Below are 24470 nucleotides of genomic sequence, written 5' to 3' on the forward strand. Positions count from 1 at the left end.
ACGTCCGGCGAGCACCGCGGCCGCGCCCGGGAAGGCTGGAGGTGGACGGCCGCGCCGCGACCGTCCACCGGAGACCGGGACAGCCGAAGGAGCGGAACATGCGCATCGACCTCACCGGACGGACCGCCTTGGTGACGGGGTCGACGCAGGGCATCGGGGCGGCGATCGCCGCGGGCCTCGCGGGGGCCGGTGCCCGGGTCGTGGTCAACGGCCGCGATCCGGGCAGGGCGGAAGAGGCCGTCGCACGACTGCGCGGCGAGGTCCCGGAGGGCGACTTCCTCGCCGTCGGCGCCGACGTCGCCTCATCGGAGGGCGCCGCACGCGTGTACGAGCAGGCGCCGGACGTGGACGTCCTCGTCAACAACCTCGGCGTCTACGGCGCCAGGGACGCCCTCGACATCGACGACGACGAATGGCGCCGCTACTTCGAGGTCAACGTGCTCGCCGCGGCCCGCCTCACGCGCGTCTACCTGCCCCGGATGCTCGAGCGGGACTGGGGCCGCGTCCTGTACATCGCCAGCGACTCGGCGGTCGTGACGCCGAACGAGATGATCCATTACGGCATGTCCAAGACCGCGCTGCTCGCCCTCGGCCGCGGTTTCGCCAAGAGGGCCGCGGGCAGCGGCGTCACCGTCAACTCGGTGATCGCCGGCCCCACCCACACGGCGGGCGTCGAGGACTTCGTCCACCAGCTCGTGGACCCCGGCCTCCCCTGGGACCAGGCGCAGCGGGTGTTCATGCGCGAGCACCGCCCGCAGTCCCTGCTGCAGCGCCTGATCGAGCCGGAGGAGATCGCCAACATGGTGGTCTACCTGAGCTCCGACCTGGCCTCGGCCACCACCGGCGGCGCCCTGCGGGTCGACGGCGGTTACGTCGACGCCGTCCTCCCCTGAGGCTCCCCGGCGTTCAGGAGACCGTCGTCACGACCGCCTGGCGGTCCAGCAGCAGCGGGACGATCCGCTCCAGCGCGAGACTCCGGAAGTGGACGCTGCCGCGGTGCGCGTCCAGGGCCTCCCGGTCGGTGTAGCGCTCGACCAGCACGATGTCGCCCCGGCCGGGCCCGTCGGGATGGAAGGCCTGGTAGCCAAGGCATCCCGGCTCCGCCCGGGAGGCCCCCACCAGATCGGCGAGCGTGGCGCGGACCTCATCGTGGCTGCCGGGTGCGGGAGTCCAGCGGGCGATCACGACGATCTGGCCGGGTCGCGCGCCGGCCAGCGGCCAGCCGTTCGCGTGGGTGTCGTCCATGGCTTCCCTCACCTCACCGTCCGGGGCGCCGCCGGGCCGGCGGCATGCCCGCCGCCCTGGGCCCGCCCGGGGAGGACAGCGCCCCTCTACCCCCATAGGATAATGATCAACCTTAAATGCCACATTTGCTCCGAAGGTGGTCGGAATGAGCGTCCAGGGCGTGAACGAGCCGACGGCACCCGGCGACGGCCGGCCCGAGGTACCGCCGACCGGCGGTGAGGGTCCCGCCGACGACAAGCAGCCGTCCCAGCACGGCTACCACCACCCGGCCGCCGGATGGGGCGCCGCCAAGAGCGTCACCCGGGTGCTGCTGAAGGAACGCGCGCTGGTCGACGGACCCCGGGCGATCTTCAAGATGAACCACGAGAACGGCGGCTTCGACTGTCCCGGATGCGCGTGGCCCGACGACACCAAGGGACTCAAGCTCGACATCTGCGAGAACGGCATCAAACACGTGACCTGGGAGATGACGCCCAAGCGCGTGACGCGGGACTTCTTCGCCGCCCACACCGTCACCGAGCTGTCGACCTGGACCGACTTCGCGCTCGAGGACCAGGGCCGGCTCACCGAGCCCATGGTGTACGACCCCGGCACGGACCACTACGTGCCCATCTCCTGGCAGGCCGCCTTCGATCTCGTCGGCCGCGAACTGCGCGCCCTGGACAGCCCCCACGAGGCCTCCTTCTACACCTCCGGCAGGCTCGGCAACGAGGCCACCTTCCTGTACCAGCTGATGGCCCGGGAGTTCGGCACGAACAACCTGCCGGACTGCTCCAACATGTGCCACGAGGCATCGGGCCGGGCGCTGCAGGCGGCCCTCGGCACCGGCAAGGGCACCGCCGACCTCAAGGACTGGGAGTCCGCCGAGGCCCTGTTCATCATGGGCGTCAACGCGGCCTCGAACGCACCGCGGATGCTGACCGCCCTCGCCGACGCCTACCGTCGCGGCGCCCAGATCGTGCACGTCAACCCGCTGATCGAGGCCGCGGCCACCCGGACGATCGTGCCGCACGAGATCACGGACATGGCCCTGTTCAAGTCGACCCGGACCGGCACGCTCAATCTGCAGGTGCGCTCCGGCGGGGACATGGCGCTGATGCGGGGCATCGCCAAGGCCGTGCTGGAGCAGTCGGCCGGCGACCCCAAGGCGCTGGACCGGGAGTTCATCGAGCGGTACACCCACGGGTTCGAGGAGTACCGCGCCCTGTGCGAGGCCACGCCCTGGGAGGAGCTGGAGCGCCAGTCCGGGCTGACCCGCGCCGACATCCTCAGGGCCGCGGCCGTCTACTCGCGCTCCGACCGCACCCTGATCAGCTGGTGCCTCGGTGTCAGCCAGCACGAGCACGGTGTGGACACCGTCCGCGAGATCGTCAACGTCCTGCTGCTCCGCGGCAATCTGGGGCGCGAGGGCGCCGGCCCCTCCCCCGTACGCGGTCACAGCAACGTCCAGGGCAACCGTACGTGCGGCATCGACCACCGGCCGGCCGAGGCCTTCCTGGATCGGCTCGGCGCGGTCTGCGGCATCGACCCGCCGCGGGAGCACGGGATGGACACGGTGGGCACCATCGCCGCCATGCACGAGGGCAAGGTCAAGGTGTTCGTCGGGATGGGCGGCAACTTCGCACTCGCGGCGCCCGACACCCCCTACACCGCCCGGGGACTCGCCAAGTGCGCCCTGACCGTGCAGGTGAGCACGAAGCTCAACCGCAGCCACCTCGTCCACGGCGAGCGGGCCCTGATCCTGCCGTGCCTGGGCCGCACCGAGAAGGACGAGCAGCGGCGGGGTCTGCAGGCCACGTCCGTCGAGGACTCCATGAGCATGGTCCACCTGTCCGTCGGCATGAAGCGGCCCGCGTCGTCCCACCTGCTCTCCGAGCCGGCCATCATCGCGGGCATGGCCCGCGCCGCCCTCCCCGGCAGTGCGACGCCGTGGGAGCACTACGTCGAGGACTACGACCGGATCCGCGACACCATGGCCCAGGTCCTCGACGGGTTCGAGGACTTCAACCGCCGCGTCCGGCTCCCGCTGGGCTTCCGGATCCGCCAGCCCGCGCGTGAACTGGTCTTCTTCACCCCTTCCGGGCGTGCCGAGTTCTCCAGCGCGCCGCTGCCGGACGTGGTGCCCCCCGACGGGATGCTCGCGCTGCAGACCATGCGCTCCCACGACCAGTGGAACACCACGATCTACTCGGACGACGACCGCTACCGCGGCGTGAAGAACCTGCGCACCCTCGTCCTGATGAACCCGGCCGACATGCGCGCCCGGGACATCGAGCCGGGCACCCTCGTCGACATCACGGCGACGGCGAAGGACGGCAGCAGGCGCGCCCTCACCGGCTACCGCGCACTGCCCTACGACATGCCCCGCGGCTGCGCGGCCGGCTACATGCCGGAGATGAACGTGCTCATCGCCGCGAACGACTACAGCAGCCAGAGCGACCAGCCGCTGATGAAGAACGTGAAGGTCACCATCGGCCCCACCCCCTGAGGCGCCTCACGGCGGCATGACGCGGCGACGCTCCCCCACCACCGGACGCGGCGGGGGAGGGTCGCCGCGGGGTCAGCCGGTGAGCGTGCCGTGGAGCGCTTCGAGGCCGTCGCGGTAGATGCCGGTGAACAGCTCGACCACCTCCGCCTCGCCGGCCCCGTCCGGGACGAACCGGCCGCTCCACACGACCTCGGCGGCCTCCGGCTGCCCGGGCACGGCATGGACCCGCAGGTCGGAGACGTACCCGGTCACAGGGAAGGGCGCTTCCAGGATCGCGTACGCGTAGTGGCGCTCGGCTTCGCTGAAGGCCACCATGCGCTCGACGATCACGTCGCCCTCGGGGGTGCGGAGCCTGCGCGCCCGCCCGCCCTCCAGGGGGCTGCTCTCGGGAATGAAGGGGAGCCAGTCGGGCAGCGCGTGGAAGCCGCCGATCAGGTTCCAGACGCGTTCGGGCGATGCGGGTACGACACGGCTGACCGAGGTGGACGCCATGGTCTTCCTCCTTGGCTTTCGGGGGGCGGGGGGGCAGGGGGGCAGGGGCGGTTCAGGCGCCGTTCGGGAGCGGCGCGGCCGGGCTGACGAGGCCGGAGGCGCGCAGCTCGGTCCAGAAGTCGGCCGGGACGTCCTCGTGGAGCGCGGCGATGTCCTCGGCGATCCGGCCCGGCTTGGTGGCGCCGGGGACGGCCGCGACGGCCACCGGGTGCGCGAGCGAGAACTGCAGGGCCGCGGCCTTGACGCTCACCCCGTGCCGGCCCGTGATCTCCTTGATGCGCCGTACGCGCTCGACGACCTCCGGGGGTGCGTCCTGGTACTCGAAGTGGGTGCCGCCGGCGAGTACCCCGGAGCTGTAGGGACCGCCGACGACCATGCCGACGCCCTGCTCCTGCGCCTTGGGCAGCAGCCGCTCCAGCGGGCGCGCGTGGTCCAGCAGGGTGTAGCGGCCCGCGAGCAGGAACCCGTCGGGCTGCGGCTCGTCCAGGTCCAGCGTCAGCTCGATGGGCTCGACCCGGTTCACGCCGAGGCCCCAGGCCTTGATGACGCCCTCGTCGCGGAGCCGGGACAGCACGCGGAAGGCGCCGGTACGGGCCTCCTCGAACTTGTTCAGCCACAGGTCGCCGTGGAAGTCCTGGGCGATGTCGTGCACCCAGACGATGTCCAGGCGGTCGACGCCGAGGCGCTTCAGGCTGCCCTCGATCGACCGCTCCGTGGCGTCGGCGGTCCACTCGTGGAGCATCGCGTTCGGACGGCCGTGCTCGAACAACCCGCCCTTCTCACCGAGGTCGCGGGCGCCCGGCTCGGGCTCGTCCAGGATGACGCGGCCGACCTTGCTGGCCAGTACGAACGTGTCGCGGGGCTGCCGCGAGAGCAGCTCGCCGAGCCGAAGCTCCGCGAGGCCCGCGCCGTAGAAGGGGGCCGTGTCGTAGAAGCGGATGCCCTGGTCCCAGGCGGCCTCCAGGGTGGCGCTCACCTCCTCCTCGGGGATGGCGCGGAACATGTTGCCGAGGGGGGCGGTACCGAAGCCGAGGCGGCCGGGGATGAGTTCCTTGAGCGACATGATGGTGCCTTTCGACGACCTTGTGCGGGGTGCGGGGTGCTTCTCCGCGGGGCCGGTTTGCGAGCGGGATCGCCTCCGGCGCGCCGGGGCCCGGCGTCCGCCGGAGGTGCGTCGGACGGGTTGTGCACCACGTCCGGCGCCTTGCGGAATCGAGATTACTTGCAGGCGCCGACTAATGCAAACGCTTGATACCTGCGCCATCTGGATGTCGGCGGCTATCTGGCGTAACGGGAATTAATCCGCGTGTGCAATTATTGATTGAGCCTGTAGGGCGCAGGCGCATGAACGATGTACCGACTCGTCGCCGCGCGGCCCGGCCCCGACCGCCCCCAGAGGAGACAGCTTCGTGACCACCACCCTGTTCGAGCCTCTCACCCTCCGGTCCCTGACCGTTCCGAACCGGATCTGGATGGCCGCCATGTGCCAGTACAGCGCGGCGCCGGACGGCGAACTGGCTGGCGTGCCGAACGACTGGCACTTCACGCACCTCGCGGCGCGGGCGGCCGGCGGCACCGGCCTCGTCATCACCGAGGCCACCGCGGTCAGCCCTGACGGCCGGATCAGCCCGTACGACCTCGGCATCTGGAACGACACCCAGGTCGAGGCCTTCCGGCGGATCACCGCGTTCCTGAAGTCCCAGGGGACCGTGCCGGGCATCCAGCTCGCCCACGCCGGGCGCAAGGCCTCCACCGAGCGGACCTGGGTCGACCGCGGTGCCCCCATCGGCCCCGGTGAACAGCACGGCTGGACGCCGGCCGGCCCCAGCGCCGTCCCCTTCGACACCGGCTCCACCACGCCGGAGGAGCTCGGCACCGAGCAGATCGGCCGGATCGTGGCGGACTTCGCCGACGCCGCCCGGCGCGCCCTGGCCGCCGGGTTCCAGGTCGCCGAGATCCACGGGGCCCACGGATACCTCATCAACCAGTTCCTTTCCCCGCACAGCAACCACCGCGCCGACGGCTACGGCGGGGACTTCGAGGGCCGCACCCGTTTCGCGCTGGAGATCGTCGAGGCCGTCCGCGCGGTGTGGCCGCAGGACCTGCCGGTCTTCTTCCGCATCTCCGCGACCGACTGGCTGAGCGAGAACGCCGACGACGACCGGGAGGGCTGGACCGCCGACGACACCGTCCGCCTCGCCAAGGAGTTGCAGGCCCGGGGCGTGGACCTGATGGACGTCTCGACGGGCGGCAACGCCCCGAACGCCAAGATCGCCGCCGCTCCCGACTACCAGGTGCCGTTCGCCGAGCGCGTCCGCAACGAGACCGGTATGCCCGTCGCCGCCGTCGGTCTCATCACCGAGCCCGACCAGGCACAGGCCATCGTCGGCTCCGGCAGGGCCGACGCGGTCCTCCTCGGCCGCGAGCTGCTGCGCGACCCGTACTGGGCGCGCCACGCGGCATCCGCGCTGGGCGGGACGGTCAACACCCCGGTTCAGTACCACCGCGCCTGACAGAAGTAACACGCCCCTCCCTCGTCCCTGTCCCCGTCGCACCGTCGTGCGGCGGGGACGGCGCGTCGAGCGGCGAAATCACGTTGCGCGGCGACGTCCTGCGCCGGGACCATCACTTCCGTCATCCGCCGACGGCACGCGAGGTTCTGCGACGTGAGCTACACGCTGCGTGAGTACACCCCGGCCGACGAGGCCTCCTGGCTGCGCTGCAGGGTGCTCTCGTTCCTGGGCACCGCCTACTACGACGACGTCGACCGCGCCAAACCGCCGATCCCGGCCCCCGGTCTGGAACTCGTCGCCGTCGACGGATCGGGGGCGGTCGTCGCCATCATGGACACCACCGTCGACGCCGGCGACACCGCACTGGCGACCATCGACACGGTCGCCGTCCACCCCGACCACCAGCACCGCGGCCTCGGCCGCGCCCTCCTGCAGCGCACCCGCGCCGAGGTCCGCGAGCAGGGCGCGACGACCCTCGACGCCTGGACCCGTGACGACCCGGGCACCCTGGCCTGGTACCGCGCCATGAACTTCGCGGAGAGCGACCACTACCTTCACGTGTACGCCCACCGCTACACCGCCCCCGGCGAACCGGACCGCGCGATCCTCACCCCCCGCCCCGGCCTGCGGCTCATGGGCGCCTTCCTGCACGCCGAGCTGGAGGACGAGGTTCGCCTGCGTGCGGAGTTCAGCCGGGTGCACGTGTGCCGGCGCTTCTCGATGACGGTGTGACGCCCCGGCGGACGGCGACGCCCGTCAGCAGGGCCCGAGGCCCGGCGGGGCGGGGTCGGGCCGATCCCACCGTCCGCGACGGACCGTCCGCCGGCGGGAGCACCCTCCCGTGCTTGTTCCCACGGCCTGAACGGCGCTAGCGTCGAGGTCCATGATCGTATGGCTCAACGGCACCCACGGCGCGGGCAAGACGACGACCAGCGCGTTGGTGCAGCAACTGATCCCGGATTCACGGGTGCTCGACGCCGAGAAGGTCGGCGAGACACTCATGGACATCACGCCGGGGCTGCCCGAGAAGGGCAACTTCCAGCACTGGCCGCCGTGGCGGCCGCTCGTCGTCGAGACCGCCCGCCGGGTGCTCGACTACACCGGTGGCACCCTCGTGATGCCCATGACGGTCCTGGTCGAGCAGTACTGGCGCGAGATCCGCACCGGCCTCGCCGAACACGCCATCCCGGTGCGGCACTTCGTCCTCCATGCCGACCGGGAAACCCTCCGGGGGCGCATCGAGGGGGACACGGTTCTCGGGCCCTCCACATTCCGCCTCCAGCACCTGGAGCCCTACGCCGAGGCGGCCCGTACCTGGCTGCACGACGAGGCCGAGGTCGTCGACACCACACACCTCACGCCCGCCGAGGCGGCCCTGCGGATCGCCGAGGCCGTCAAGGACCGGCACGCCGGCCGGTCTCAGAACTCGAACTCGACGTAGTCGATGTCGGTGAAGTCGACCCGCAGTCCCTGGGCGCGGCGGCCGCGGTCCTGGAAGTAGATCTCCTGGAGGCCCTCCGCCGCGATGGCGCGCAGTCGGTCCTCGCCGGCGCCCGCGGACTGGGCGGCGAAGAGGCGGGCGGCGTAGTCGGGGGGCAGCGCCTGGGTGACCAGGCGGAGGCGGGCGTCGTCGGTGGAGCCCGGGGCGGCCGTGAAGCCGAAGCGGGCGCGGGTCTCGATGACGATGCCGCCGGTGGTGGCCGCGCGCTGCCTGGCGCGCTCGCGGACGCGGGGCTGCCAGCGCCTGCGGACCTCTTCCTCGAGGCGGGCGGCGAGGTCCTTGCGGGGGCGTTTGATCTGGCCCGTCACGTAGCGCTCGACGGTGCGCTGCGAGACACCGAGCAGTGCGGCGACGGCCCTGGTGCCCTTCTCCTGCTTGACCAGGAACCGCATCTGGGCCTGCGCCGACTTGGGCACGGGCCGTGTGAAGGTCTTCGCCGTGGCCTTGTCGAGGCCGTCGCCGAGCATGCCCACCGGGCTCTCCTACTCTCCGTCGAGTGCGGCGTCGCCGCCCTTGATGTGGCGGGCGGGGTTGTGTCCGTCCTCGAGCAACTCCACGGCCCACATGAGGGACTGGGTGCCCTCGTGCTTGACCATCCCGGGCGAGACACCGAGCCGGAAACCGCCCGGCAGCGGTGCGCCGTCGGGTGTGCGCGGCAGGAAGTCCAGCGGGCCCGGCCCGTCGGACAGGTAGACGGCGCAGTCGGACAGCACGGCCACCGGGAAGAGGCCCGCGGCGGCGAACCTGACCATCTTGCGGTGCATGTTGACCCGCGCGGTGGCGATGACGGCGGCGCGGATGTCGGGGCGCCATGTGGGGCGGTCGAGGGCGGGCCAGCGCTCCCCCGGACGGTACCCGGCACCCTGGGGGCGCTCGCGGAGCTTGCCGATGCCGCCCTTGACGGTGGCCTTGACGGCCGTGAGGAGTGCCGCGCGGGACGGGTCGGCCTCCTTGTGGTGTTCCATCGCGGCGAGGAAGTCGGCCTCCGGCATGCCCGGGACGACGCCGAGTTCGGCCATGGTGGCCATGTAGGCGTCGCGCAGCCGGCCGTACCAGGCGTCGAGGTACGCGCCGTGCTCGGGGCGGACGTACGCCTCGACCGGGCGCACCTCGTGGCCGAGTTCGGCGGCGTAGGCCACGGTGGGGGTGGCGTACCAGGCGGGGCCTACGGGCCGGGCGCCGTCCGGGGTGAACGGGTTCGGCAGGCGCGGGTCGACGTCGATGTGCGAGAGGTCGACGAGCCAGGAGCCGGGCAGCGCCTTGTCGAACTCCGGGGCGCGGACGTGGACGGCGGCGCCCAGGCCGACGTTCAGCCGGTTCGCGGCGGCGGCGAACGCCATGTTGACGTCGATCCCGACCGCGAACGTGCGGGCGCACTCGTCGTCGGTGAGCAGTTGCGGGTCCCGGATCCACTCGAAGGCCTCCTCGTCGAGGACCTCCTCCGGGGTGCGGCGGTGGCCGCGCGCGAACCGCGAGGCCACGACGGGGTGTTCGTCGGGTGCCTCGGGGGGTGCCGGGTCCACGGGCTGTGTGAGGGTGCCGGGGTTCGGCCCGGAGACCCACGCTCCGGTCGCATGGTCCTTGACCGCGCGGGTCGGTGGGCGCAGGGCCGTCATGAGTTCGAGGCCGCTCACCGCGGTCGAGCCGCGCGGGGTGAGGACGCGGTGCGCGTAGTCCGCGAGCAGCTGGGCCAGTTCGGGGGGCGGCAGATGTTCCGCACCGCCCCAGGAACGGGTGTCGAGCGCGCCCCAGGGCAGGACGGCGAGCTGCACGCAATGGCGCCTGCCGTCCTGCGCCGGGCGGTAGACGCGGGCCCACGGGCCGAAGCCGCGGCGCGTGAGCTGCCACTTGGCGCGGGCGATCTGCCGGACGGCCTTGTGGTCCGCGGGCAGGCGCAGGGCCCGGCGGTCCTCCAGGACGCCGGGCAGGCCGAGGCGTTCGGCGGCCGGAGCGGTCAGGACGATCAGCGGGTCGGCGTCCTTGCCGTTGCGGTGCAGCCGCGGCGCACCGAGCTTCGCCTCGGCGAGCGTCCAGGCGACGAGCGACGGTACGTCGGTGGCCGGGCACGACAGCACCAGGCCGCCGGCGCAGTAGGCGGTGCCATCGCCGTCCAGCACGGCGAGCGGGCCGTTGGCGAAACGCGGATCCGCCGTGGCCGGCGCGGGCTCAGCCTCCTTCCGCGATGGCGCCGTCCCCTTCCGCGCGGGGGTGGGCGCCGGCCGCGCGGGAGCGGCGGGCGGGGCCACGGGCTCGGGCGCGGCGGCCGGGACCACAGCCGGGACGGGGGCGGGCTCCGGCGCGGCGTCGAGTTGAGCGGCGATCCCGTCCAGCAGCTTGGCGTACGCGGCGCGGGTGGCACCCTGCGGCTCACTGCGGCCGGCCTCCCAGCCGGCCACGGTCGTCCGGGTCACGTCGAGCGCCTCGGCGACCTCCACCTGGGTCAGGCCGTACTCGGTGCGCAGCCGGGCGCGTTCGGCGGGCTCGGGCAGACGGGTCCGCCGCGGCCCCGACTTCAGGAGGGCGTCGACGGGATCGGACGTGCTGGCCATGCGGCGGTGGGCTCCTTCGCTGCTTCAGTCCTGGCCTGTTCCAAAGGCGCGGCGGGGTTCCGCGTCGAGGAACTCGCGCAGGTGCTGCCCCGTGAGGATACGGGCCGGGTTGCGCCCCGGGGGCAGCGGAAGCCTGCGGCCCAGTACCCAGCGGAAGCGCCGTGCGGGTGCCAGGTCGAATACATACTTCCCGCCGCTGCGGTCGTCACTGCGGCTGCCGCGGATCTCGAACGCGCCGACGCAGACCCCTCCGTCGACGAACGCCAGCAGGAAGTCCCCGTGCTGGTCGACGGTCCGGGCCGAGAAGCGCCAGGCCCGGGCCGCGCTCTCCTCGACGGTGCGCCCGTCGCGCAGCGCCCGCCGTACGTCCACCGCCAGCATCTCCGGCCCTCCCTCCGCGGCTCTGCCCGGCCCGCGGCCCGTTCCAAGCCCGCTTCGACGGACTTTATCGGCCGATAAAGCGAGCCGTTGACACCGACGCGCCCGCGGGGGGCCGACGTAGGGTGTGGTCCGTGGATGACCTGCTGGGCTGTCTGATCCTGGCGGCCGTACTGGCCGTGATCATGGGCGCGTTCGCCTGGCTGGCGCGGGTGATCCGGCGCCGGGGTGTCGCCGGGCACGCGGTCGCCGCCGCGCTGGCCTCCTATGAGGAGGCGTTCCGTGTCACGTCCTACGAGGCGCACCAGGAGATCCGCGCGCAGGCCGGGCGCAAGCTGCCCCTGGAGTCGCCGGACGACCCGTGGCGCCCGGCCCGGCCGGCCCTCGCGGCCCGGCCCGCCGCTCGCTCCGCGCGGGGGCCGCGCAGGTGGGTCCGCCGTCTGCGGCGGCGCCGCTGAGCGGTCATGGCCCCGGCGTCTGCCCACCGTTCGCTGCGCGCAGGCGCAGGACGGAGGCCTCCTCGCCGGGCACGCCCTGACGGGCGGCTCGGCGGAGCCGGGCGGGGGTGTCGCCCGCCGCGAGGCGGAAGGCACGGCCGAAGGCGGATTCCGAGGCATAGCCCACGGCGGCGGCCACGGAGGCGACCGGCTGCTCGGTCTGTGTGAGGAGTTCCGCGGCGAGGAGCATGCGCAGCCGCATCAGGAACTCCCCGGCGTTCATCCCTGTCTCGCGGCCGAAGTGCCGGATGAAGGTGGCCCTCGACATGGAGTTGAGCGCGGCGAACTTCTCGATGCCCCAGTCGTGGGCGGGGTCGCGCAGGACGGCGTCGGTGACGGTCCGCACGACGCCGCGGGTTGAGGCGAGCCATGCCACCCGGCTCACGCCGGACACCCCGCGCAGGGCCAGCGTCAGCAGCACGTCGCAGAGGGAGTCGAGGACGGCCTCCGTGCCCGGGCCCGCGGTGCGGGCCTCGTCGCGCATGAAGGCGCTGAGCAGCGCGAGAGGGCTGCCCGCACCGGCGCCGAGCGGGACGTGCAGCACCTCGGGCAGCATGCCCATCAGAACTTGGCCGGCGCCCGGCTCCCACGTGTAGTGGCCGCAGAACAGGTCGACGGGCACCACGTCGTCGTCCGGTGCGGCCCCGCTCACCAGGGCGTACGGGCCGACGTCCCGGTGCTCGACGGACGCGGCCGGGCCGGGCCCGTGCGTGTGGATGCGGTGCGCGGTGCCGCGTGGCAGGAGCACCATGTCGCCCACCCGCAGGTCGATGCTCCGGCCGGGCAGTTCGAGGGTGCACTCGCCTTCCAGCAGCAGATGGAAGGGCGAGCTGCCGGTCCGGCCCGCGGGGTTGTCCAGGGTGTGGCTCCCGGCGATCAGGCAGCGGATGTCGACGCTGCCCCGCAGCCGGGCGAGATGGACCACACGACTCAGGGTGTCCATGAGACTTTCTCGATAGAAATCGGCACTGACTGATCTTGGCATCTCGCCCCACGGACAGCAAGGTGGGAGCCATGGAAACCATGCATGTCGATCTCCTCGTGATCGGATTCGGCAAGGGCGGCAAGACCCTGGCGGGGCGGATGGGCCGTCTCGGCCGGCGCGTCGCCATCGTCGAGCAGTCGGACTCGATGTACGGCGGCACCTGCGTCAACGTGGGGTGCGTACCGACCAAGGCACTGATCCACCACGCCGGCGAGCGCCGCCCGGACGATCCGCCGGAGGCGGGGTTCCGTGACGCCGTGCACAGCACGACCCGGCTGACGGAAGCGCTCCGCGCGAAGAACTTCGAGATGCTCGACACCGTCGACTCGGTGACGGTCCTCACGGGCCGCGCCCGGTTCGTCGACCCGAAGACCGTGGAGGTGAGCGCGGGCACCGACCGGCTGCTCGTCACCGCCGACACCGTCGTCGTCAACACCGGCGCGGAACCGGTCGTGCCCGACGTACCGGGGCTGCGCACCAGCGCGTACATGCGCACCAGCACAGACCTGGTGCGCAACCCGCGGCGTCCCGCCCGCATGGTGATCCTCGGCGCGGGCTACCTGGGCCTGGAGTTCGCCGGGATGTACCGCGCGTTCGGCACCGAGGTGACCGTCCTGGAGGCGGGGGCGCGGGTGCTGCAGCGTGAGGACGAGGACGTCGCGGGCGCCGTGGCGGCCGTCCTGGCCGACGAGGGGGTCACCCTCGTGACGGGGGCAACGGTCACCGGCGTCGCGGACGCGGCGGACCACGCCACCGTGCACTACCGCGTCGACGGCCAGGACCGGACGGCCGACGCCGATGCCGTCCTGGTCGCGACGGGACGCAGGCCCGCCACCGCGGGGCTCGGCCTCGAGGCCGCGGAGATCCGGACCACGGAGTCGGGTGCGGTCGTCGTGGACGAGTACCTGCGCACCAGCCAGCCGCACGTCTTCGCCGTCGGGGACGTCAACGGCGGGCCCCAGTTCACCTACATCTCGCTCGACGACAGCCGGATCGTGGGCGACCAGCTGACCGGCCCCGGCACGCGCACGACCCGCGACCGCGAGGCCGTGCCGTACACGGTCTTCACCACGCCCCCGCTGTCCCGCGTCGGTCTCACCGAGCGGCAGGCGCGCGAGCAGGGGTACGCGGTCGGGGTCGCGGAGAAGGCGGTCGGCGAGATCGCCGCGATGCCCCGGGCGAAGATCGTCGGGGAGACGCGGGGGCTGATGAAGTTCGTCCTCGACACGGCGACGGACCGGGTGCTCGGCGCGGCCCTGTTCAGCGTGGACTCCCAGGAACTGGTCAACACGGTCGCGTTGGCGATGCGCCACGGGGTCACGGCGACCGAGCTGCGCGACGCCATCTACACGCACCCGAGCTCGACCGAAGCCTTCAACGAGGTGCTGGCCACCGTCCGGTGAGCCCGGTGGGGCCCTTCCGCCGCCGGTGGCTTTTGAGGCGAACCGCGCATTGCCGGACAATGTTCACAGGACGCGCTACCACACCGGCGGCGGGGGGGCTCACCGACCGCGGGACGGCATCATGCCTTCGTACGTGCACACCACGGCACCGACCCGGTACGCCGAGGTGAACGGGGACCGCTACGCATACCGCCGTTTCGGGGCGGAGACCGGGACGCCCCTGCTGATGCTGCCGCACTTCCGCGCCGGCATGGACCACTGGGATCCGCTCGTCACGGACGGTCTCGCCGAGAACCGGCCGGTGATCCTCTTCGACAACGCCGGAGTCGGGAACTCGGGCGGCCGCACGCCGGAGTCGGCGGAGGGTTTCGCCGCGAACGCCGTGGCCTTCCTCCGGGCCCTCGGCGTCCGCGAGGTCGACCTGCTGGGGTTCTCGGTGGGCGGGTACGTCAGCCAGGCACTCGTCCTGGCCCATCCCGAACTGGTGCGCCGTCCGGTCCTGGTCGGAACGAGGCCGCGGGCGGGCGAGACGGCGGGCGTCGGCGAACGGGTCGCGGAGGTGGCCGCCCACGAGGTCCTGACCGAGGAGGACTGCCTGTACCTCTTCTTCGACGACTCCCCCGGCGGCCGACGGGCCGGACGGGACTTCTGGGCGCGTCGTCACGAGCGGACCGCCGACGCCGACGCCGAGTCGGGGCCGGAGAGCGTCCGGGCACAGCAGGCGCTGCGGGCCGACTGGAACACCGCGCGGGGCGAGCGGTTCACCGAGCTGCGGCAGATCACCCGGCCCACGCTCGTCGTGAACGGCCGGAACGACATCATGGTCCAGACGGTCAACTCGTGGATCCTCGCGCAGCACATCCCGCACGCGCAGCTCGTCGTCTACCCGGACTCGGGGCACGGGGCGCTCTTCCAGTACCCGCGGCTCTTCTGCGCCCACGTCGCCCGCTTCCTCGACAGCGAAGTGCCCTTCACCTGACCTTCCCGCGGGCCGGCCGCCACCGCTACGCCTCCACGACCGCCCGGTGCCGGCCCGCGGCGCGGACGGCGTACCGGACGGTCGCCGCGTACAGGACGAGGAACGCGCCGCTGACCAGGGCGACCACCAGCCAGGTCAGGCCCTGCCGGCCCGGGACATCGGCGCCGTGCAGCCAGCGGACGAGGAAGTTGCCCGTGGCGGCCGCGGGGAAGGAGAAGACCCAGTAGCCGACGTGGAACCCGTCCTGGCGCACGTGCGGCACGAGGAACAGCACGATCAGAACGGTGAAGAGCACCAGCCCGGCGAAACCCTGGCCCACGGAGTCGACCCGGCCGCCGTGCGCGGCGGTCCAGGCGAGGCCTCCCACGGCGGGCGGGATGGTGAGGACGGTCAGTGTGGGGCGGGCGGGTCCGGGCAGGCCGCCGGCGACGAGGCGCCCCAGGACGACGGTGCCGAAGGCGAGCCAGTACACGACGCCGACCGCGAAGGCGGCCGCGGCCGCGTCGGGGAGCCGGACCGCGGAAGCGGTGGTGCTGGCGATGAAGGGTCCGGAGACCACCGGCAGCAGGTAGCCGGGGTGGAGCGGGGCGGCGCCGAGGCCGCCGCTCACCCAGTGGGCGAGCAGCCGGGCGGCGATGACGGCCGAGGCGAGCGCGAACAGCGCGTAGGACCAACGGGCGCCGTCGACACCGAAGCGCGCGAAGTGGCCGGTGGCCAGCATGCCGATGATCGGGACGTAGGCGAGGGCGAAGCCCTGACCGGGGTGGTGGAGATCGTCCAGCACATTGCGCCAGCGCGCCCCGCCGTGTCGCAGGTACTGCGCCAGCAGCACCACCCACGCCAGTGCGCTGACCACGAACAGGACGTCGCTGACGCCGAGGGGCGCGTCCACCGTCGCCGCCGCCGACTGCCAGAGCCCGCCCAGGCCCGCCGTGCCGAGGGAGACCGACATCAGCCCGATGCGCGTCGCACGCCGGGCGCCCCCGCCGATCCCGGCCGCGGCGTGCGCGGGCCGCGACGACGCGTCCGTGGGGGTGTCCGGGGGCGCGTCCGCGGGCGTGACGATCACGGGTGCGTCCAGTGCGGCCGACTGCATACGGGGTTCTCCTCGGGTGGGGTGGTTTCAACTTTAAACCAGACCTCGTTCCACCGTCACCGGCCCGGAGCCGGGCCCGGCCGAGATGCCCGCACCTGTCGGCGGGGTCTATCGTCCACATATGGGAGCGCCCCGGCCGCGCCGAAACGGCGTTCCCCGGCGGCGACCGGCCCGTTGGGCACCGCGCGGGGCCGGTGGGTGATGGGCGGAAGCGCGGCGCCCGGCGCCGCGCCGCAGGAGGAGGCCGCACTCGACCGGGTTCTGGCGGAGGTGGCGGGCATCACCGCGTCCCACGCCGCCGGGGTCTTCCTGCTCGTGCCGCATGCCCAGGCGCTGCGGCTGGCGGTGGTGACGGGACTGTCCGCGGGTGCGGTGCGGCCGTGGTCCCGGCTGGCGCTCGCGACCCCGGCGCCCGTCTCCGTCGTGGCGCGCGAAGGGCATCCGGTCTGGGTGCACGGCCACGACGAACTCGCCCGCCGGTTCCCGCGCACGGCCTTCGCCCTGCCCTACCGGGTGGCGATGTACGTCGTGCCGCTCCACACCGGCACCACGGTGTCGGGCGTGCTGCAACTGCTGTGGCCCGACACCCGTCCCGACCGGCTCGCCCCGGACGAACGGGCCGCCGTGTCCCGCGCCGCGGAGCGGATGAGCGAGCTGCTGACGCAGGCCGCCGCCCGGGGGCGGCCGCTGCGGCCGGGCGTCGTGCCCCGGGTGCTCGCGCCGGACCCTCGGCCGTCCGTGCCGCCCGCCGAGGCGCAGGCGGCGGCGGACCTGACGGAGCGCCTGAACGAGGGGGTGCTCGCGCTGGATCTGGAGGGGCGGGTGACCTTCCTCAACAGCAGGGCCGCCGAACTGCTCGGCCGCGACAAGCGGCAACTGATGTACACCCGTCTCTGGGAGTCCCTGCCCTGGCTGATCGACCCGGCCTACGAAGACCCCTACCTGGCCGCCCTGTTCAGCCGGCTCCCCACGGACTTCACCGCGCTGCGTCCCCCGGACGACTGGCTGTCCTTCCGGCTCTACCCCGACACCACCGGGATCAGCATCCGCCTGCGGACCGCCCCGGCCCCGGCGGGCAACCGGCTTCCGCCCACCACTCCCTCCGGGACCGCGCCGACCCGCGCGGGCGCGCTGTACCACCTGCTGTACATCGCCTCGTCCCTCACCGAGGCGGTCGGCGTCCGGGACGTGGCGGCGTCCGTCACCGAGCAGATCATGCCCGTCCTCGGGGCCGACGGCCTGTCACTGCTGATCACGGACGAGGGGCGGTTCCAGGACGTCGCCTCCCGCGGCTTCCCGCGGACCCACAAGGACTTCTTCCGGGGCCTGTCGCTGACGGTCGACACGGCGGGCTCGCGCGCCGTCGCCACGGGTGCGCCGATGTTCTTCAGCGACATCGACGCGATACGGCAGGCCTTCCCCCTCGTCACCCCCTACACGCGGATGGGCGCCTGGGCGTTCCTCCCGCTGAACGCCTCGGGCCGTACGATCGGCTGCTGCGTCCTGGGCTTCGCCCTCCCCCGCGCCTTCCCGCCCGACGAACGCGCAGCCCTGACCTCGCTGGCCGGCATGATCGCCCAGGCGCTGGAACGCGCCCGGCTCTACGACACCAAGAGCCAGGTCGCGCGCACCCTGCAGACCGCGCTGCTGCCGCACTCCCTGCCGCACGTGCCCGGACTGCGCGTCGCCGCCCGCTACCTCCCGGCCGCCAGCGGCATGGACATCGGCGGCGACTTCTACGACCTGATCCGTCTGGACGGCTCCGGGGCCGCCGCCGCGGTCATCGGCGACGTCCAGGGGCACAGCGTCAGCGCGGCGGCGCTGATGGGCCAGATCCGCACGGCGGTGCACGCCCACGCGAGCACCGGCGCGGCCCCGGCCGACGTGCTCACCCGGATCAACCGCCTGTTCAGCGACTTCGACACGGACCTGTTCACCAGTTGCCTGTACGCCCAGCTCGACGTGCCCGGGCACCGGGCGCTGCTGGCGAGCGCCGGCCACCTGCCCGCGCTGCTGCGCCACCGATCGGGCCGAACGGAGATCCTCGACGTCCCGCCCGGCCTCCTGCTCGGGGTGGACGTCGCCGCGGACTACCGGGCGGCGGAGGTGCCGATGCCGCCGGGAAGCGTGCTCACCCTGTTCACCGACGGCCTGATCGAACGCCCGGGCACCGATCTGGAGACGGCGCTCCGGGAACTCGCCGGACGGCTCGCCGCCGCACCCGTCGGGTCGCTGGACGATCTGGCCGACGAACTCCTGCGGGAGGCGCAGCGGACCTCGGGCGGCCGCGACGACATCGCCCTGCTGCTGGTGGGCCCGGGGCCGGGGCCCGGTGAGTGAGGGGCGGCACCGCGGTCAGCCCGTCCGTGCGGCGAGGCGGAACCGGCCGAGGGCGTCCCGGATCAGCCGGCGCACCTCGGCCCAGGTGCCGTCGACCGCCGCGTCGCCGCGCAGTTGGCACTCCGCCGGCTGCGCCGCCCACCAGCGGGCGCGGCGCAGCGCGTCGACGCCGGCGACCGTCCCGGCCACCACGTAGTAGTGGTGGACGAGCACACCCGAACCGGCGCGATGGCGCAGGCCGACCAGCCAGACCACTCCGGCCTCGTGACCGCCGGACGGGACCCCGTCCGGGCGGGTAGCCCGTCCGACGGCCCCGGAAGGGTGGGTGTTGCTCATCTCTCACTCCCGCCACATGCTCCGGCTCCCGTCTTCCACGGTGGCGCAGGCGGCGGCGTCGCGGCCACGTCCATCCTGCCGCGCACCCCTCGGATTCGGTCAGGGGCGGTAGACGGTCCCGGGCTGCGGGGTGCCCGGAGCGAGCAGCTGCGGAACGGTGACGAAGGTGAAGCCCCGCTTCTTGAGCGCGTCGATGATCCCGGGCACGGCCGGCAGGGTGCCCCGGTAGCCCTTGGCTTTCGGGCCGGGGACGACGTCGTGGAGCAGGATGATGCCGTCGCGGTCGGCCTGGTCCAGGACGCGCTTGGTGATCACGTCGGGGTCGTTGGTCTCGTAGTCCTTGGCGGTGACGCTCCACAGCACCTCGGAGAGGCCCATCTCGCGTGCGATCCCCTGGACGGTGTCGTTGGTGCGTCCCTGCGGCGGGCGCATGAGGGTGGGACGGCGGCCCGTGATCCGCTCTATCGCGTCGTCGGGGCGGCTCAGCTCCTCACGTATCTCCTTGGGGTCGATCTCCGTGAGGATCTTGTGCGACCAGGTGTGGCTGGCCACCTCGTGCCCCTCGGCCACCATGCGCTTGACCATGTCCGGGTAGCGCTCGACGTGGTTCTTGCCGAGGAGGAAGAAGGTGGCGGGCACCTGCTTGTCCTTGAGGACGTCGAGCAGCTGCGCGGTGTTCTTGCTCGGTCCCGCGTCGAAGGTGAGCGCGATGCACTTGGCCTCGCGGCAGTCGACGCTGCCGAAGGCGCCCTTGCCGGTCTTGCCGGCCTCCTGCCGCACGGTGCCGGGGGAGGTGGTCTCCACGCGGGTGCACCCGGTGAGGGCGAGCGCGATCGCCAGCGCGGCCACGGGGAGCGCCGCCCATCTGCGGACGGTCCGGGCGTGGGAGGCGTCACGTCGGGCGGGCAGGGGGCGTCGAGGCCGGATGAATCGCATGACCGCGACTATACACATGGGGTATACATGCGATGCATATCAGGGGTGCCCCCCGTCTGCGACCTCGCGACATCGCGTCTACATGAGGTGTATACGTCATGTGTATATTGACGCGCATGTCCATCGGTCACACCCTCCTCGGCCTGCTCGAATCCGGACCGCGTCACGGCTACGACCTCAAGCGGGCCTTCGACGAGCGATTCGGCCACGACCGCCCGCTGCACTACGGGCAGGTCTACTCCACGATGTCACGACTGCTGAAGCACGGACTGGTCGAGGTCGAGGCCATAGAGCCCGGCGAGGGGCCCGAGCGCAAGCGGTACGCGATCACGGAGGCGGGCGTCACCGACGTCGCGCGGTGGCTCGCGACCCCGGAGAAGCCCGAGCCGTACCTGCAGTCGACGCTCTACACCAAGGTCGTCCTCGCGCTGCTCACGCGACGCGACGCCGCCGACATCCTGGACGTGCAGCGCGCCGAGCACCTGCGGCTGATGCGCGACCTGACCGAACGCAAGCGCACCGGGGACCTGGCCGACCAGTTGATCTGCGACCACGCCCTGTTCCACCTGGAAGCCGACCTGCGCTGGCTGGAGCTGACCGCGGCGCGCCTCGACAGGCTCGCCCGGGAGGTGAGCGCGTGACGGCCGCCGAGCCCCTGCTCACCGCCGAGGGCCTGTGCAAGAGCTACGGCTCGACGCCCGCGCTGGACGGGGCCGACTTCTCCATACGCCCCGGTGAGGTCGTCGCCGTGATGGGCCCCTCCGGCTCCGGCAAGTCCACGCTGCTGCACTGCCTCGCCGGAATCGTCGTCCCCGACGCCGGCACCATCACCTACCGCGGTGGCGAGCTGTCCGCGATGAACGACGCCCGGCGCAGCGCGCTGCGCCGGAGCGATTTCGGCTTCGTCTTCCAGTTCGGGCAGCTCGTCCCCGAGCTCACCTGCGCGGAGAACGTGGCGCTCCCGCTGCGGCTGGGCCGCACCTCCCGCAAGGAGGCCGCGCGCACCGCCCTGGAGTGGCTGCGCCGGCTGGAGGTCGACGACGTCGCCGGGCAACGCCCCGGGGCGATCTCCGGCGGGCAGGGGCAGCGGGTGGCCGTCGCCCGTGCCCTGGTCACCGCCCCCCGTGTGCTGTTCGCCGACGAACCCACCGGCGCGCTGGACTCCCTCAACGGCGAACGTGTGATGCAGCTGCTCACCGACGCTGCGCGGGACACCGACGCCGCGGTCGTCCTGGTCACCCACGAGGCGAGGGTGGCCGCGTACTCCGACCGCGAGGTGGTCGTACGCGACGGGAAGGCCCGCGACACGGCACGCGCGGCATGAGGCCCGGCGACTCCCCCCGCGGCGTCCGCCGGAGCCGGATCCAGGACCTGGCGATGGGCGTCCGGTTCGCCGTCACCGGCGGCCGCGAGGCCTGGGTGCGTACGCTCCTGACCGCCGTCGGCGTCGGCCTGGGGGTGGCCCTGCTGCTCCTCACGGCCGCCCTGCCGAACGCGCTGACGCAGCGTCACGACCGCGAACGCGCCCGCAACGACATGACGTACACCTCGCTCGCCGAGCACCGGGCCGAGGACACCCTGCTGATCGCCACGGTGGACACCACCTACCGCGACCAGGAGGTGCGGGGCCGCCTGCTGCAGCCCGAGGGCCGCCGGTCGCCGCTGCCACCGGGCGTCGGCCGGCTGCCCGGGCGCGGGACGATGGTGGCCTCCCCCGCCCTGCAGCGGCTGCTCGCCGCCCCGGAGGGAAGGCTCCTGAGCGAGCGGCTTCCGTACCGCGTCACCGGCACCATCGGCCAGGACGGGCTGGTCGGACCGGACGACCTCGCCTACTACGCGGGCACGACGGGACTGGCCGTCGGCGCCGGGGCCGGGCAGACCGTCCGTGTCGAACGCATCCACGCCTTCGGCTCCGTGGACCAGGGCGGCACGACCGACCCCGTCCTCGTGCTGCTCGTGCTCATCGTCTTCGTGGCGCTGCTCATGCCGGTCGGCGTGTTCATCGCGGCCGCGGTCCGCTTCGGCGGGGACCGCCGCGACCGCCGGCTCGCCGCGCTGCGTCTGCTCGGCGCGGACGCGGCGACCACGCGACGCGTCGCCGCCGGCGAGGCCCTCGCCGGCGCCCTGTGCGGACTCGCCGTCGGTGCCGTGCTGTTCGCGGCCGGCCGCGTCCTGGCGGGCCGGGTCGGCTTCTACCGCGTCAGCGTCTTCCCGGACGACCTCACGCCCGCGCCCGCGCTCACCGCCCTGGTCGCCGTCGCCGTCCCGGCCGCCTCGGTGGCCGTGACCCTGCTGGCGCTGCGCGGCGTGGTCATCGAGCCGCTCGGTGTCGTCCGCGCGACGAGGCCGCCGCGCCGCCGCCTGTGGTGGCGGCTGCTGCTGCCGCTGGGCGGGATCGCCCTCCTGTACCCGATGGTCGGACAGGGCCGGGACCACGGGGACTTCAACCAGGCGCTGGTGGTCGGCGGCACCGTCCTGTTGCTGATGGGCGTCACGGCCCTGCTGCCGTGGATCGTCGAGGCGGCCGTCGGCCGGCTCGGCACCGGTGCGCCCTCCTGGCAGCTCGCGGTCCGCAGGCTCCAGCTGAACAGCGGCACCGCGGCCCGCACGGTGAACGGCATCGCCGTCGCCGTCGCCGGGGCGATCGCGCTGCACATGCTCTTCGCGGGGGTCGACGGCTCGTACACCCGCAGCACCGGCAACGACCTCTCCCGGGCCCAGATGGAGGTCTACCTCCCGGCGGCCGACTCCCCCGCCGACGCCGCCCGGCGGCTCACCGCGGGCGACGCCGCGGCCCGGGCGACCCCGCTGTCCGTGGGGGTGCTCGGCGAACGCGCCCAGGAGCCGGAGCGGTTCCTCGAACTGACCGTGGGCACCTGCGACGCGCTGCGCGAGGTCGCCAGAGTGTCCGCCTGCCGCGACGGTGACGTCTTCGTCGTCCAGGACCGGTCATACGACGAGGACACCCTCCGCACGGCGAAGCCCGGGCGCGTGGTGTACGTCGACCCCGGCTCCGCCGGCTCGGCGGGTCTCGCGGTCGCCTGGCGCCTGCCGCCCGGCCTGAAGAAGGCCCACACGCGCGCCGATCCCAGCGGCTACGCGCGCGGCGGTGTCCTGGTCACCCCCGAAGCCCTCCCCGCGGCCGCCGCCCGGGCGGTCACGGGCCGGGTCTACGTCTCGCTCGACCGCTCCGTCCCGGACGCGCCCGAGATCGTGCGCAACACGGTGGCGGCGGTCGACCCGCTGGCCGACGCCCGGGAGTACGTCACCCACACCGCGTCCGCGCGCTACTCCTCGGTCCGCACCGGGGTGTTCGTCGGCAGCTGCTGCGTCCTCCTGCTGATCGGCGCGAGCCTGCTCGTCTCCCAGCTTGAGCAGTTGCGCGAGCGCAGGAAGCTGCTGTCCACCCTGGTGGCCTTCGGCACCCGCCGCAGCACCCTCAGCCTGTCGGTGCTGTGGCAGACCGCCCTCCCCGTCGGTCTCGGCCTCGCCCTCGCGTGCGTGGTGGGACTGACCCTGGGCGCGGTGCTGCTCCGCATGGTCGGCGCGCCCGTCACGGTCGACTGGGCCGACGTCGCCGCCATGACCGGTGTCAGCGCGGCCGTCGTCCTGCTGGTGACCGCGCTCAGCCTTCCCGCCCTGGTCCGCATGATGCGCCCGGACGGGCTGCGCACCGAGTGACGCCGGGTGGAGCAGGTCAGGGGGCCGCGACCGCCGGCGGGGCGGTGGTGGCCCGGGGGGTCAGGAGCGCGGAGAGCACGGTCGTCTCCGGGACGTCGTCGCGGCCGGCGAGCTTGGCCATCAGGAGCTCCACCGCGCTGGTGCCGATCTCGACGGAGGGGATCGAGACCGACGTGATCGGCACGGGTGCCTGCTCGGCGGTCTCGTCGGGGCAGATCGCGGCGACGGAGAGATCCTCCGGGACGCGCAGTCCCATGGCCTGGAACGCGGAGATCAGAGGCTGGGTTATCGGCTCGTTGTGGACGACGACCCCGGTGAGCCCCGGCTGCTCGCGCAGCAGTTGCTCGGCCATGGCCCGTGCGGCCGCCGGCGTCTCGGGGCAGGGGTGGACGGACGAACGCAGGCCGAGGCGGTCGGCGGCGGCCGTGAACCCCGCGGCGACCCGGCGGGCGAAGCCGGTGCCGCGTACGTAGACCTCCGGGGGCGAGCCGACGAGGGCCACGGTGCGGTGGCCGAGCCCGGCGAGGTGCTCGACGCACGCCTCGCCGGCGCCCGCGAAGTCCAGGTCGACACAGGTCAGCCCGGCGGTGTCCGAGGGGAAACCGATCAGCACGGACGGCTTGTCGAGAACGCGCAGCAGGGGCAGCCGCCGGTCGTCCGTCTCGACGTCCATGATGATGAAGGCGTCCGCCATCGCGCTCTGGGCGACCCGGTTGATGCCCTCCTCCCCCTCGTTCTGCGTGAGGAGGAGGACATCGTGGTCGTGCTCCCGGGCGGCGGTCAGCACGGAGGTGGCGAATTGCATGACCACGGGCACGTGGATGCCCTTCCGGAGGGGCAGCACGAGGCCGATCACCCGTGACCTGCTGCTGGCCAGGGACCGGGCACCGGCGTGCGGCCGGTAGCCCAGTTCACGGATGCTGTCCTCGATGCGCCGCCGGGTCTCCGGGGAGATCGGCCGTTTGCCGCTGAGGGCGTAGCTGACGGTGCTCGGCGACACGTTGGCGTGCCGCGCGACGTCAGTGATCTTGACCATGCAACTCCCTTCCCC

The 24470-nt window shown here is 73.1% G+C and carries 23 protein-coding genes; 12 read left to right on the forward strand and 11 right to left on the reverse strand.

All coding sequences use genetic code 11. The features are described from left to right. The first annotated feature begins 98 nt into the window (after positions 1 to 98). A complete protein-coding gene (locus OIE69_RS05305) occupies positions 99 to 893 on the forward strand; it encodes an SDR family NAD(P)-dependent oxidoreductase (RefSeq protein ID WP_326570763.1) in 795 nt (264 codons plus the stop codon). 13 nt (positions 894 to 906) lie between these two features. Here OIE69_RS05305 and OIE69_RS05310 read toward each other — a convergent pair whose 3' ends face one another. Continuing rightward, positions 907 to 1245, reverse strand: a complete 339-nt coding sequence (locus tag OIE69_RS05310; protein ID WP_326570764.1) for a putative quinol monooxygenase — start codon at positions 1243 to 1245, stop codon at positions 907 to 909. A gap of 145 nt (positions 1246 to 1390) precedes the next feature. Between OIE69_RS05310 and OIE69_RS05315 the strand changes: the two genes are divergently transcribed. Continuing rightward, a complete protein-coding gene (locus OIE69_RS05315) occupies positions 1391 to 3733 on the forward strand; it encodes an FdhF/YdeP family oxidoreductase (protein ID WP_326570765.1) in 2343 nt (780 codons plus the stop codon). Between the two features lie 72 nt (positions 3734 to 3805). Here the strand turns inward: OIE69_RS05315 and OIE69_RS05320 are convergent, their stop codons facing one another. Then, positions 3806 to 4225, reverse strand: a complete 420-nt coding sequence (locus OIE69_RS05320; RefSeq protein WP_326570766.1) for an SRPBCC family protein — start codon at positions 4223 to 4225, stop codon at positions 3806 to 3808. Positions 4226 to 4277: 52 nt separating this feature from the next. Then, positions 4278 to 5288 (reverse strand): aldo/keto reductase, encoded by a 1011-nt coding sequence (locus OIE69_RS05325; RefSeq protein ID WP_326570767.1) that lies wholly within the window; start codon positions 5286 to 5288, stop codon positions 4278 to 4280. A gap of 346 nt (positions 5289 to 5634) precedes the next feature. On the opposite strand from OIE69_RS05325, the gene OIE69_RS05330 reads away from it, so the two are divergent. The 3 genes from OIE69_RS05330 (at position 5635) to OIE69_RS05340 (ending at position 8179) form a co-directional block, all read left to right on the forward strand. Beyond that, complete coding sequence (locus OIE69_RS05330; protein WP_326570768.1) at positions 5635 to 6738, forward strand: NADH:flavin oxidoreductase/NADH oxidase; 1104 nt, start codon at positions 5635 to 5637, stop codon at positions 6736 to 6738. Positions 6739 to 6891: 153 nt separating this feature from the next. Beyond that, the gene (locus OIE69_RS05335; protein WP_326570769.1) at positions 6892 to 7470 is read left to right on the forward strand and encodes a GNAT family N-acetyltransferase; all 579 of its coding nucleotides are present in this window, start codon (positions 6892 to 6894) and stop codon (positions 7468 to 7470) included. A gap of 151 nt (positions 7471 to 7621) precedes the next feature. Beyond that, complete coding sequence (locus OIE69_RS05340) at positions 7622 to 8179, forward strand: AAA family ATPase (RefSeq protein WP_326570770.1); 558 nt, start codon at positions 7622 to 7624, stop codon at positions 8177 to 8179. On the opposite strand, the gene tpg is transcribed toward OIE69_RS05340, so the two are convergent. From tpg to OIE69_RS05355, 3 genes are read right to left on the reverse strand one after another with little or no spacing between them, the layout of a single operon-like run. Next, positions 8158 to 8706 carry a telomere-protecting terminal protein Tpg gene (gene tpg, locus OIE69_RS05345; RefSeq protein WP_392567651.1) on the reverse strand — a complete coding sequence of 183 codons (549 nt, stop codon included), beginning with the start codon at positions 8704 to 8706 and terminating at the stop codon, positions 8158 to 8160. The genes OIE69_RS05340 and tpg overlap by 22 nt on opposite strands. 15 nt (positions 8707 to 8721) lie before the next feature. Next, positions 8722 to 10788 (reverse strand): telomere-associated protein Tap, encoded by a 2067-nt coding sequence (gene tap, locus OIE69_RS05350; RefSeq protein ID WP_326570772.1) that lies wholly within the window; start codon positions 10786 to 10788, stop codon positions 8722 to 8724. A 24-nt stretch (positions 10789 to 10812) separates the two neighbouring features. After that, positions 10813 to 11169 carry a hypothetical protein gene (locus OIE69_RS05355; protein WP_326570773.1) on the reverse strand — a complete coding sequence of 119 codons (357 nt, stop codon included), beginning with the start codon at positions 11167 to 11169 and terminating at the stop codon, positions 10813 to 10815. Between the two features lie 131 nt (positions 11170 to 11300). Between OIE69_RS05355 and OIE69_RS05360 the strand changes: the two genes are divergently transcribed. Further along, complete coding sequence (locus tag OIE69_RS05360) at positions 11301 to 11624, forward strand: hypothetical protein (RefSeq protein ID WP_326570774.1); 324 nt, start codon at positions 11301 to 11303, stop codon at positions 11622 to 11624. Between the two features lie 4 nt (positions 11625 to 11628). Here the strand turns inward: OIE69_RS05360 and OIE69_RS05365 are convergent, their stop codons facing one another. Next, positions 11629 to 12606 (reverse strand): AraC family transcriptional regulator, encoded by a 978-nt coding sequence (locus OIE69_RS05365; protein WP_326570775.1) that lies wholly within the window; start codon positions 12604 to 12606, stop codon positions 11629 to 11631. A gap of 71 nt (positions 12607 to 12677) precedes the next feature. Here OIE69_RS05365 and OIE69_RS05370 point away from each other — a divergent pair, with 71 nt between their 5' ends. Together OIE69_RS05370 and OIE69_RS05375 are read left to right on the forward strand one after the other, a co-directional pair. Beyond that, positions 12678 to 14051 (forward strand): FAD-dependent oxidoreductase, encoded by a 1374-nt coding sequence (locus tag OIE69_RS05370; RefSeq protein ID WP_326570776.1) that lies wholly within the window; start codon positions 12678 to 12680, stop codon positions 14049 to 14051. A 121-nt stretch (positions 14052 to 14172) separates the two neighbouring features. Beyond that, positions 14173 to 15030, forward strand: coding sequence for an alpha/beta fold hydrolase (locus OIE69_RS05375; protein WP_326570777.1), 858 nt, complete (start codon positions 14173 to 14175; stop codon positions 15028 to 15030). A gap of 25 nt (positions 15031 to 15055) precedes the next feature. Here OIE69_RS05375 and OIE69_RS05380 read toward each other — a convergent pair whose 3' ends face one another. Continuing rightward, positions 15056 to 16126: a TDT family transporter gene (locus OIE69_RS05380; RefSeq protein ID WP_326570778.1), complete on the reverse strand. Its 1071-nt coding sequence runs from the start codon at positions 16124 to 16126 to the stop codon at positions 15056 to 15058. 201 nt (positions 16127 to 16327) lie between these two features. Between OIE69_RS05380 and OIE69_RS05385 the strand changes: the two genes are divergently transcribed. After that, the gene (locus OIE69_RS05385; protein ID WP_326570779.1) at positions 16328 to 18466 is read left to right on the forward strand and encodes a SpoIIE family protein phosphatase; all 2139 of its coding nucleotides are present in this window, start codon (positions 16328 to 16330) and stop codon (positions 18464 to 18466) included. A 15-nt stretch (positions 18467 to 18481) separates the two neighbouring features. Here the strand turns inward: OIE69_RS05385 and OIE69_RS05390 are convergent, their stop codons facing one another. Both OIE69_RS05390 and OIE69_RS05395 read right to left on the reverse strand, forming a co-directional pair. Further along, positions 18482 to 18802, reverse strand: a complete 321-nt coding sequence (locus OIE69_RS05390) for a hypothetical protein (protein ID WP_326570780.1) — start codon at positions 18800 to 18802, stop codon at positions 18482 to 18484. Positions 18803 to 18901: 99 nt separating this feature from the next. Further along, positions 18902 to 19738 carry a polysaccharide deacetylase family protein gene (locus OIE69_RS05395; protein WP_392567459.1) on the reverse strand — a complete coding sequence of 279 codons (837 nt, stop codon included), beginning with the start codon at positions 19736 to 19738 and terminating at the stop codon, positions 18902 to 18904. A gap of 116 nt (positions 19739 to 19854) precedes the next feature. On the opposite strand from OIE69_RS05395, the gene OIE69_RS05400 reads away from it, so the two are divergent. The 3 genes from OIE69_RS05400 to OIE69_RS05410 are packed head-to-tail and all read left to right on the forward strand — an operon-like array spanning position 19855 to position 23419. Further along, the gene (locus tag OIE69_RS05400) at positions 19855 to 20379 is read left to right on the forward strand and encodes a PadR family transcriptional regulator (RefSeq protein ID WP_089223863.1); all 525 of its coding nucleotides are present in this window, start codon (positions 19855 to 19857) and stop codon (positions 20377 to 20379) included. Next, a complete protein-coding gene (locus OIE69_RS05405; protein ID WP_326570781.1) occupies positions 20376 to 21062 on the forward strand; it encodes an ABC transporter ATP-binding protein in 687 nt (228 codons plus the stop codon). The genes OIE69_RS05400 and OIE69_RS05405 overlap by 4 nt, the downstream gene beginning before the upstream one ends. Further along, positions 21059 to 23419, forward strand: coding sequence for an ABC transporter permease (locus tag OIE69_RS05410; protein WP_326570782.1), 2361 nt, complete (start codon positions 21059 to 21061; stop codon positions 23417 to 23419). The genes OIE69_RS05405 and OIE69_RS05410 overlap by 4 nt, the downstream gene beginning before the upstream one ends. Before the next feature lie 16 nt (positions 23420 to 23435). On the opposite strand, the gene OIE69_RS05415 is transcribed toward OIE69_RS05410, so the two are convergent. Next, a complete protein-coding gene (locus tag OIE69_RS05415; RefSeq protein ID WP_326570783.1) occupies positions 23436 to 24455 on the reverse strand; it encodes a LacI family DNA-binding transcriptional regulator in 1020 nt (339 codons plus the stop codon). Positions 24456 to 24470: the final 15 nt, after the last annotated feature.

Origin of the sequence: Actinacidiphila glaucinigra (assembly GCF_035918135.1) — a bacterium.
GTDB lineage: Bacteria > Actinomycetota > Actinomycetes > Streptomycetales > Streptomycetaceae > Actinacidiphila > Actinacidiphila glaucinigra.

What these genes read in the sequence shown, in the direction of transcription:
- OIE69_RS05415 (WP_326570783.1), bottom strand. Translation starts at nt 24,455, where the DNA reads ATGGTCAAGATCACTGACGTCGCGCGGCACGCCAACGTGTCGCCGAGC.
- OIE69_RS05365 (WP_326570775.1), bottom strand. Translation starts at nt 12,606, where the DNA reads ATGGACACCCTGAGTCGTGTGGTCCATCTCGCCCGGCTGCGGGGCAGC.
- OIE69_RS05320 (WP_326570766.1), bottom strand. Translation starts at nt 4,225, where the DNA reads ATGGCGTCCACCTCGGTCAGCCGTGTCGTACCCGCATCGCCCGAACGC.
- tap (WP_326570772.1), bottom strand. Translation starts at nt 10,788, where the DNA reads ATGGCCAGCACGTCCGATCCCGTCGACGCCCTCCTGAAGTCGGGGCCG.
- OIE69_RS05375 (WP_326570777.1), top strand. Translation starts at nt 14,173, where the DNA reads ATGCCTTCGTACGTGCACACCACGGCACCGACCCGGTACGCCGAGGTG.
- OIE69_RS05340 (WP_326570770.1), top strand. Translation starts at nt 7,622, where the DNA reads ATGATCGTATGGCTCAACGGCACCCACGGCGCGGGCAAGACGACGACC.
- OIE69_RS05325 (WP_326570767.1), bottom strand. Translation starts at nt 5,288, where the DNA reads ATGTCGCTCAAGGAACTCATCCCCGGCCGCCTCGGCTTCGGTACCGCC.
- OIE69_RS05370 (WP_326570776.1), top strand. Translation starts at nt 12,678, where the DNA reads ATGGAAACCATGCATGTCGATCTCCTCGTGATCGGATTCGGCAAGGGC.
- OIE69_RS05380 (WP_326570778.1), bottom strand. Translation starts at nt 16,126, where the DNA reads ATGCAGTCGGCCGCACTGGACGCACCCGTGATCGTCACGCCCGCGGAC.
- OIE69_RS05355 (WP_326570773.1), bottom strand. Translation starts at nt 11,169, where the DNA reads ATGCTGGCGGTGGACGTACGGCGGGCGCTGCGCGACGGGCGCACCGTC.
- OIE69_RS05315 (WP_326570765.1), top strand. Translation starts at nt 1,391, where the DNA reads ATGAGCGTCCAGGGCGTGAACGAGCCGACGGCACCCGGCGACGGCCGG.
- OIE69_RS05390 (WP_326570780.1), bottom strand. Translation starts at nt 18,802, where the DNA reads ATGAGCAACACCCACCCTTCCGGGGCCGTCGGACGGGCTACCCGCCCG.
- OIE69_RS05385 (WP_326570779.1), top strand. Translation starts at nt 16,328, where the DNA reads ATGGGCGGAAGCGCGGCGCCCGGCGCCGCGCCGCAGGAGGAGGCCGCA.
- OIE69_RS05395 (WP_392567459.1), bottom strand. Translation starts at nt 19,738, where the DNA reads ATGCGATTCATCCGGCCTCGACGCCCCCTGCCCGCCCGACGTGACGCC.
- OIE69_RS05305 (WP_326570763.1), top strand. Translation starts at nt 99, where the DNA reads ATGCGCATCGACCTCACCGGACGGACCGCCTTGGTGACGGGGTCGACG.
- OIE69_RS05410 (WP_326570782.1), top strand. Translation starts at nt 21,059, where the DNA reads ATGAGGCCCGGCGACTCCCCCCGCGGCGTCCGCCGGAGCCGGATCCAG.
- OIE69_RS05310 (WP_326570764.1), bottom strand. Translation starts at nt 1,245, where the DNA reads ATGGACGACACCCACGCGAACGGCTGGCCGCTGGCCGGCGCGCGACCC.
- OIE69_RS05400 (WP_089223863.1), top strand. Translation starts at nt 19,855, where the DNA reads ATGTCCATCGGTCACACCCTCCTCGGCCTGCTCGAATCCGGACCGCGT.
- tpg (WP_392567651.1), bottom strand. Translation starts at nt 8,706, where the DNA reads ATGCTCGGCGACGGCCTCGACAAGGCCACGGCGAAGACCTTCACACGG.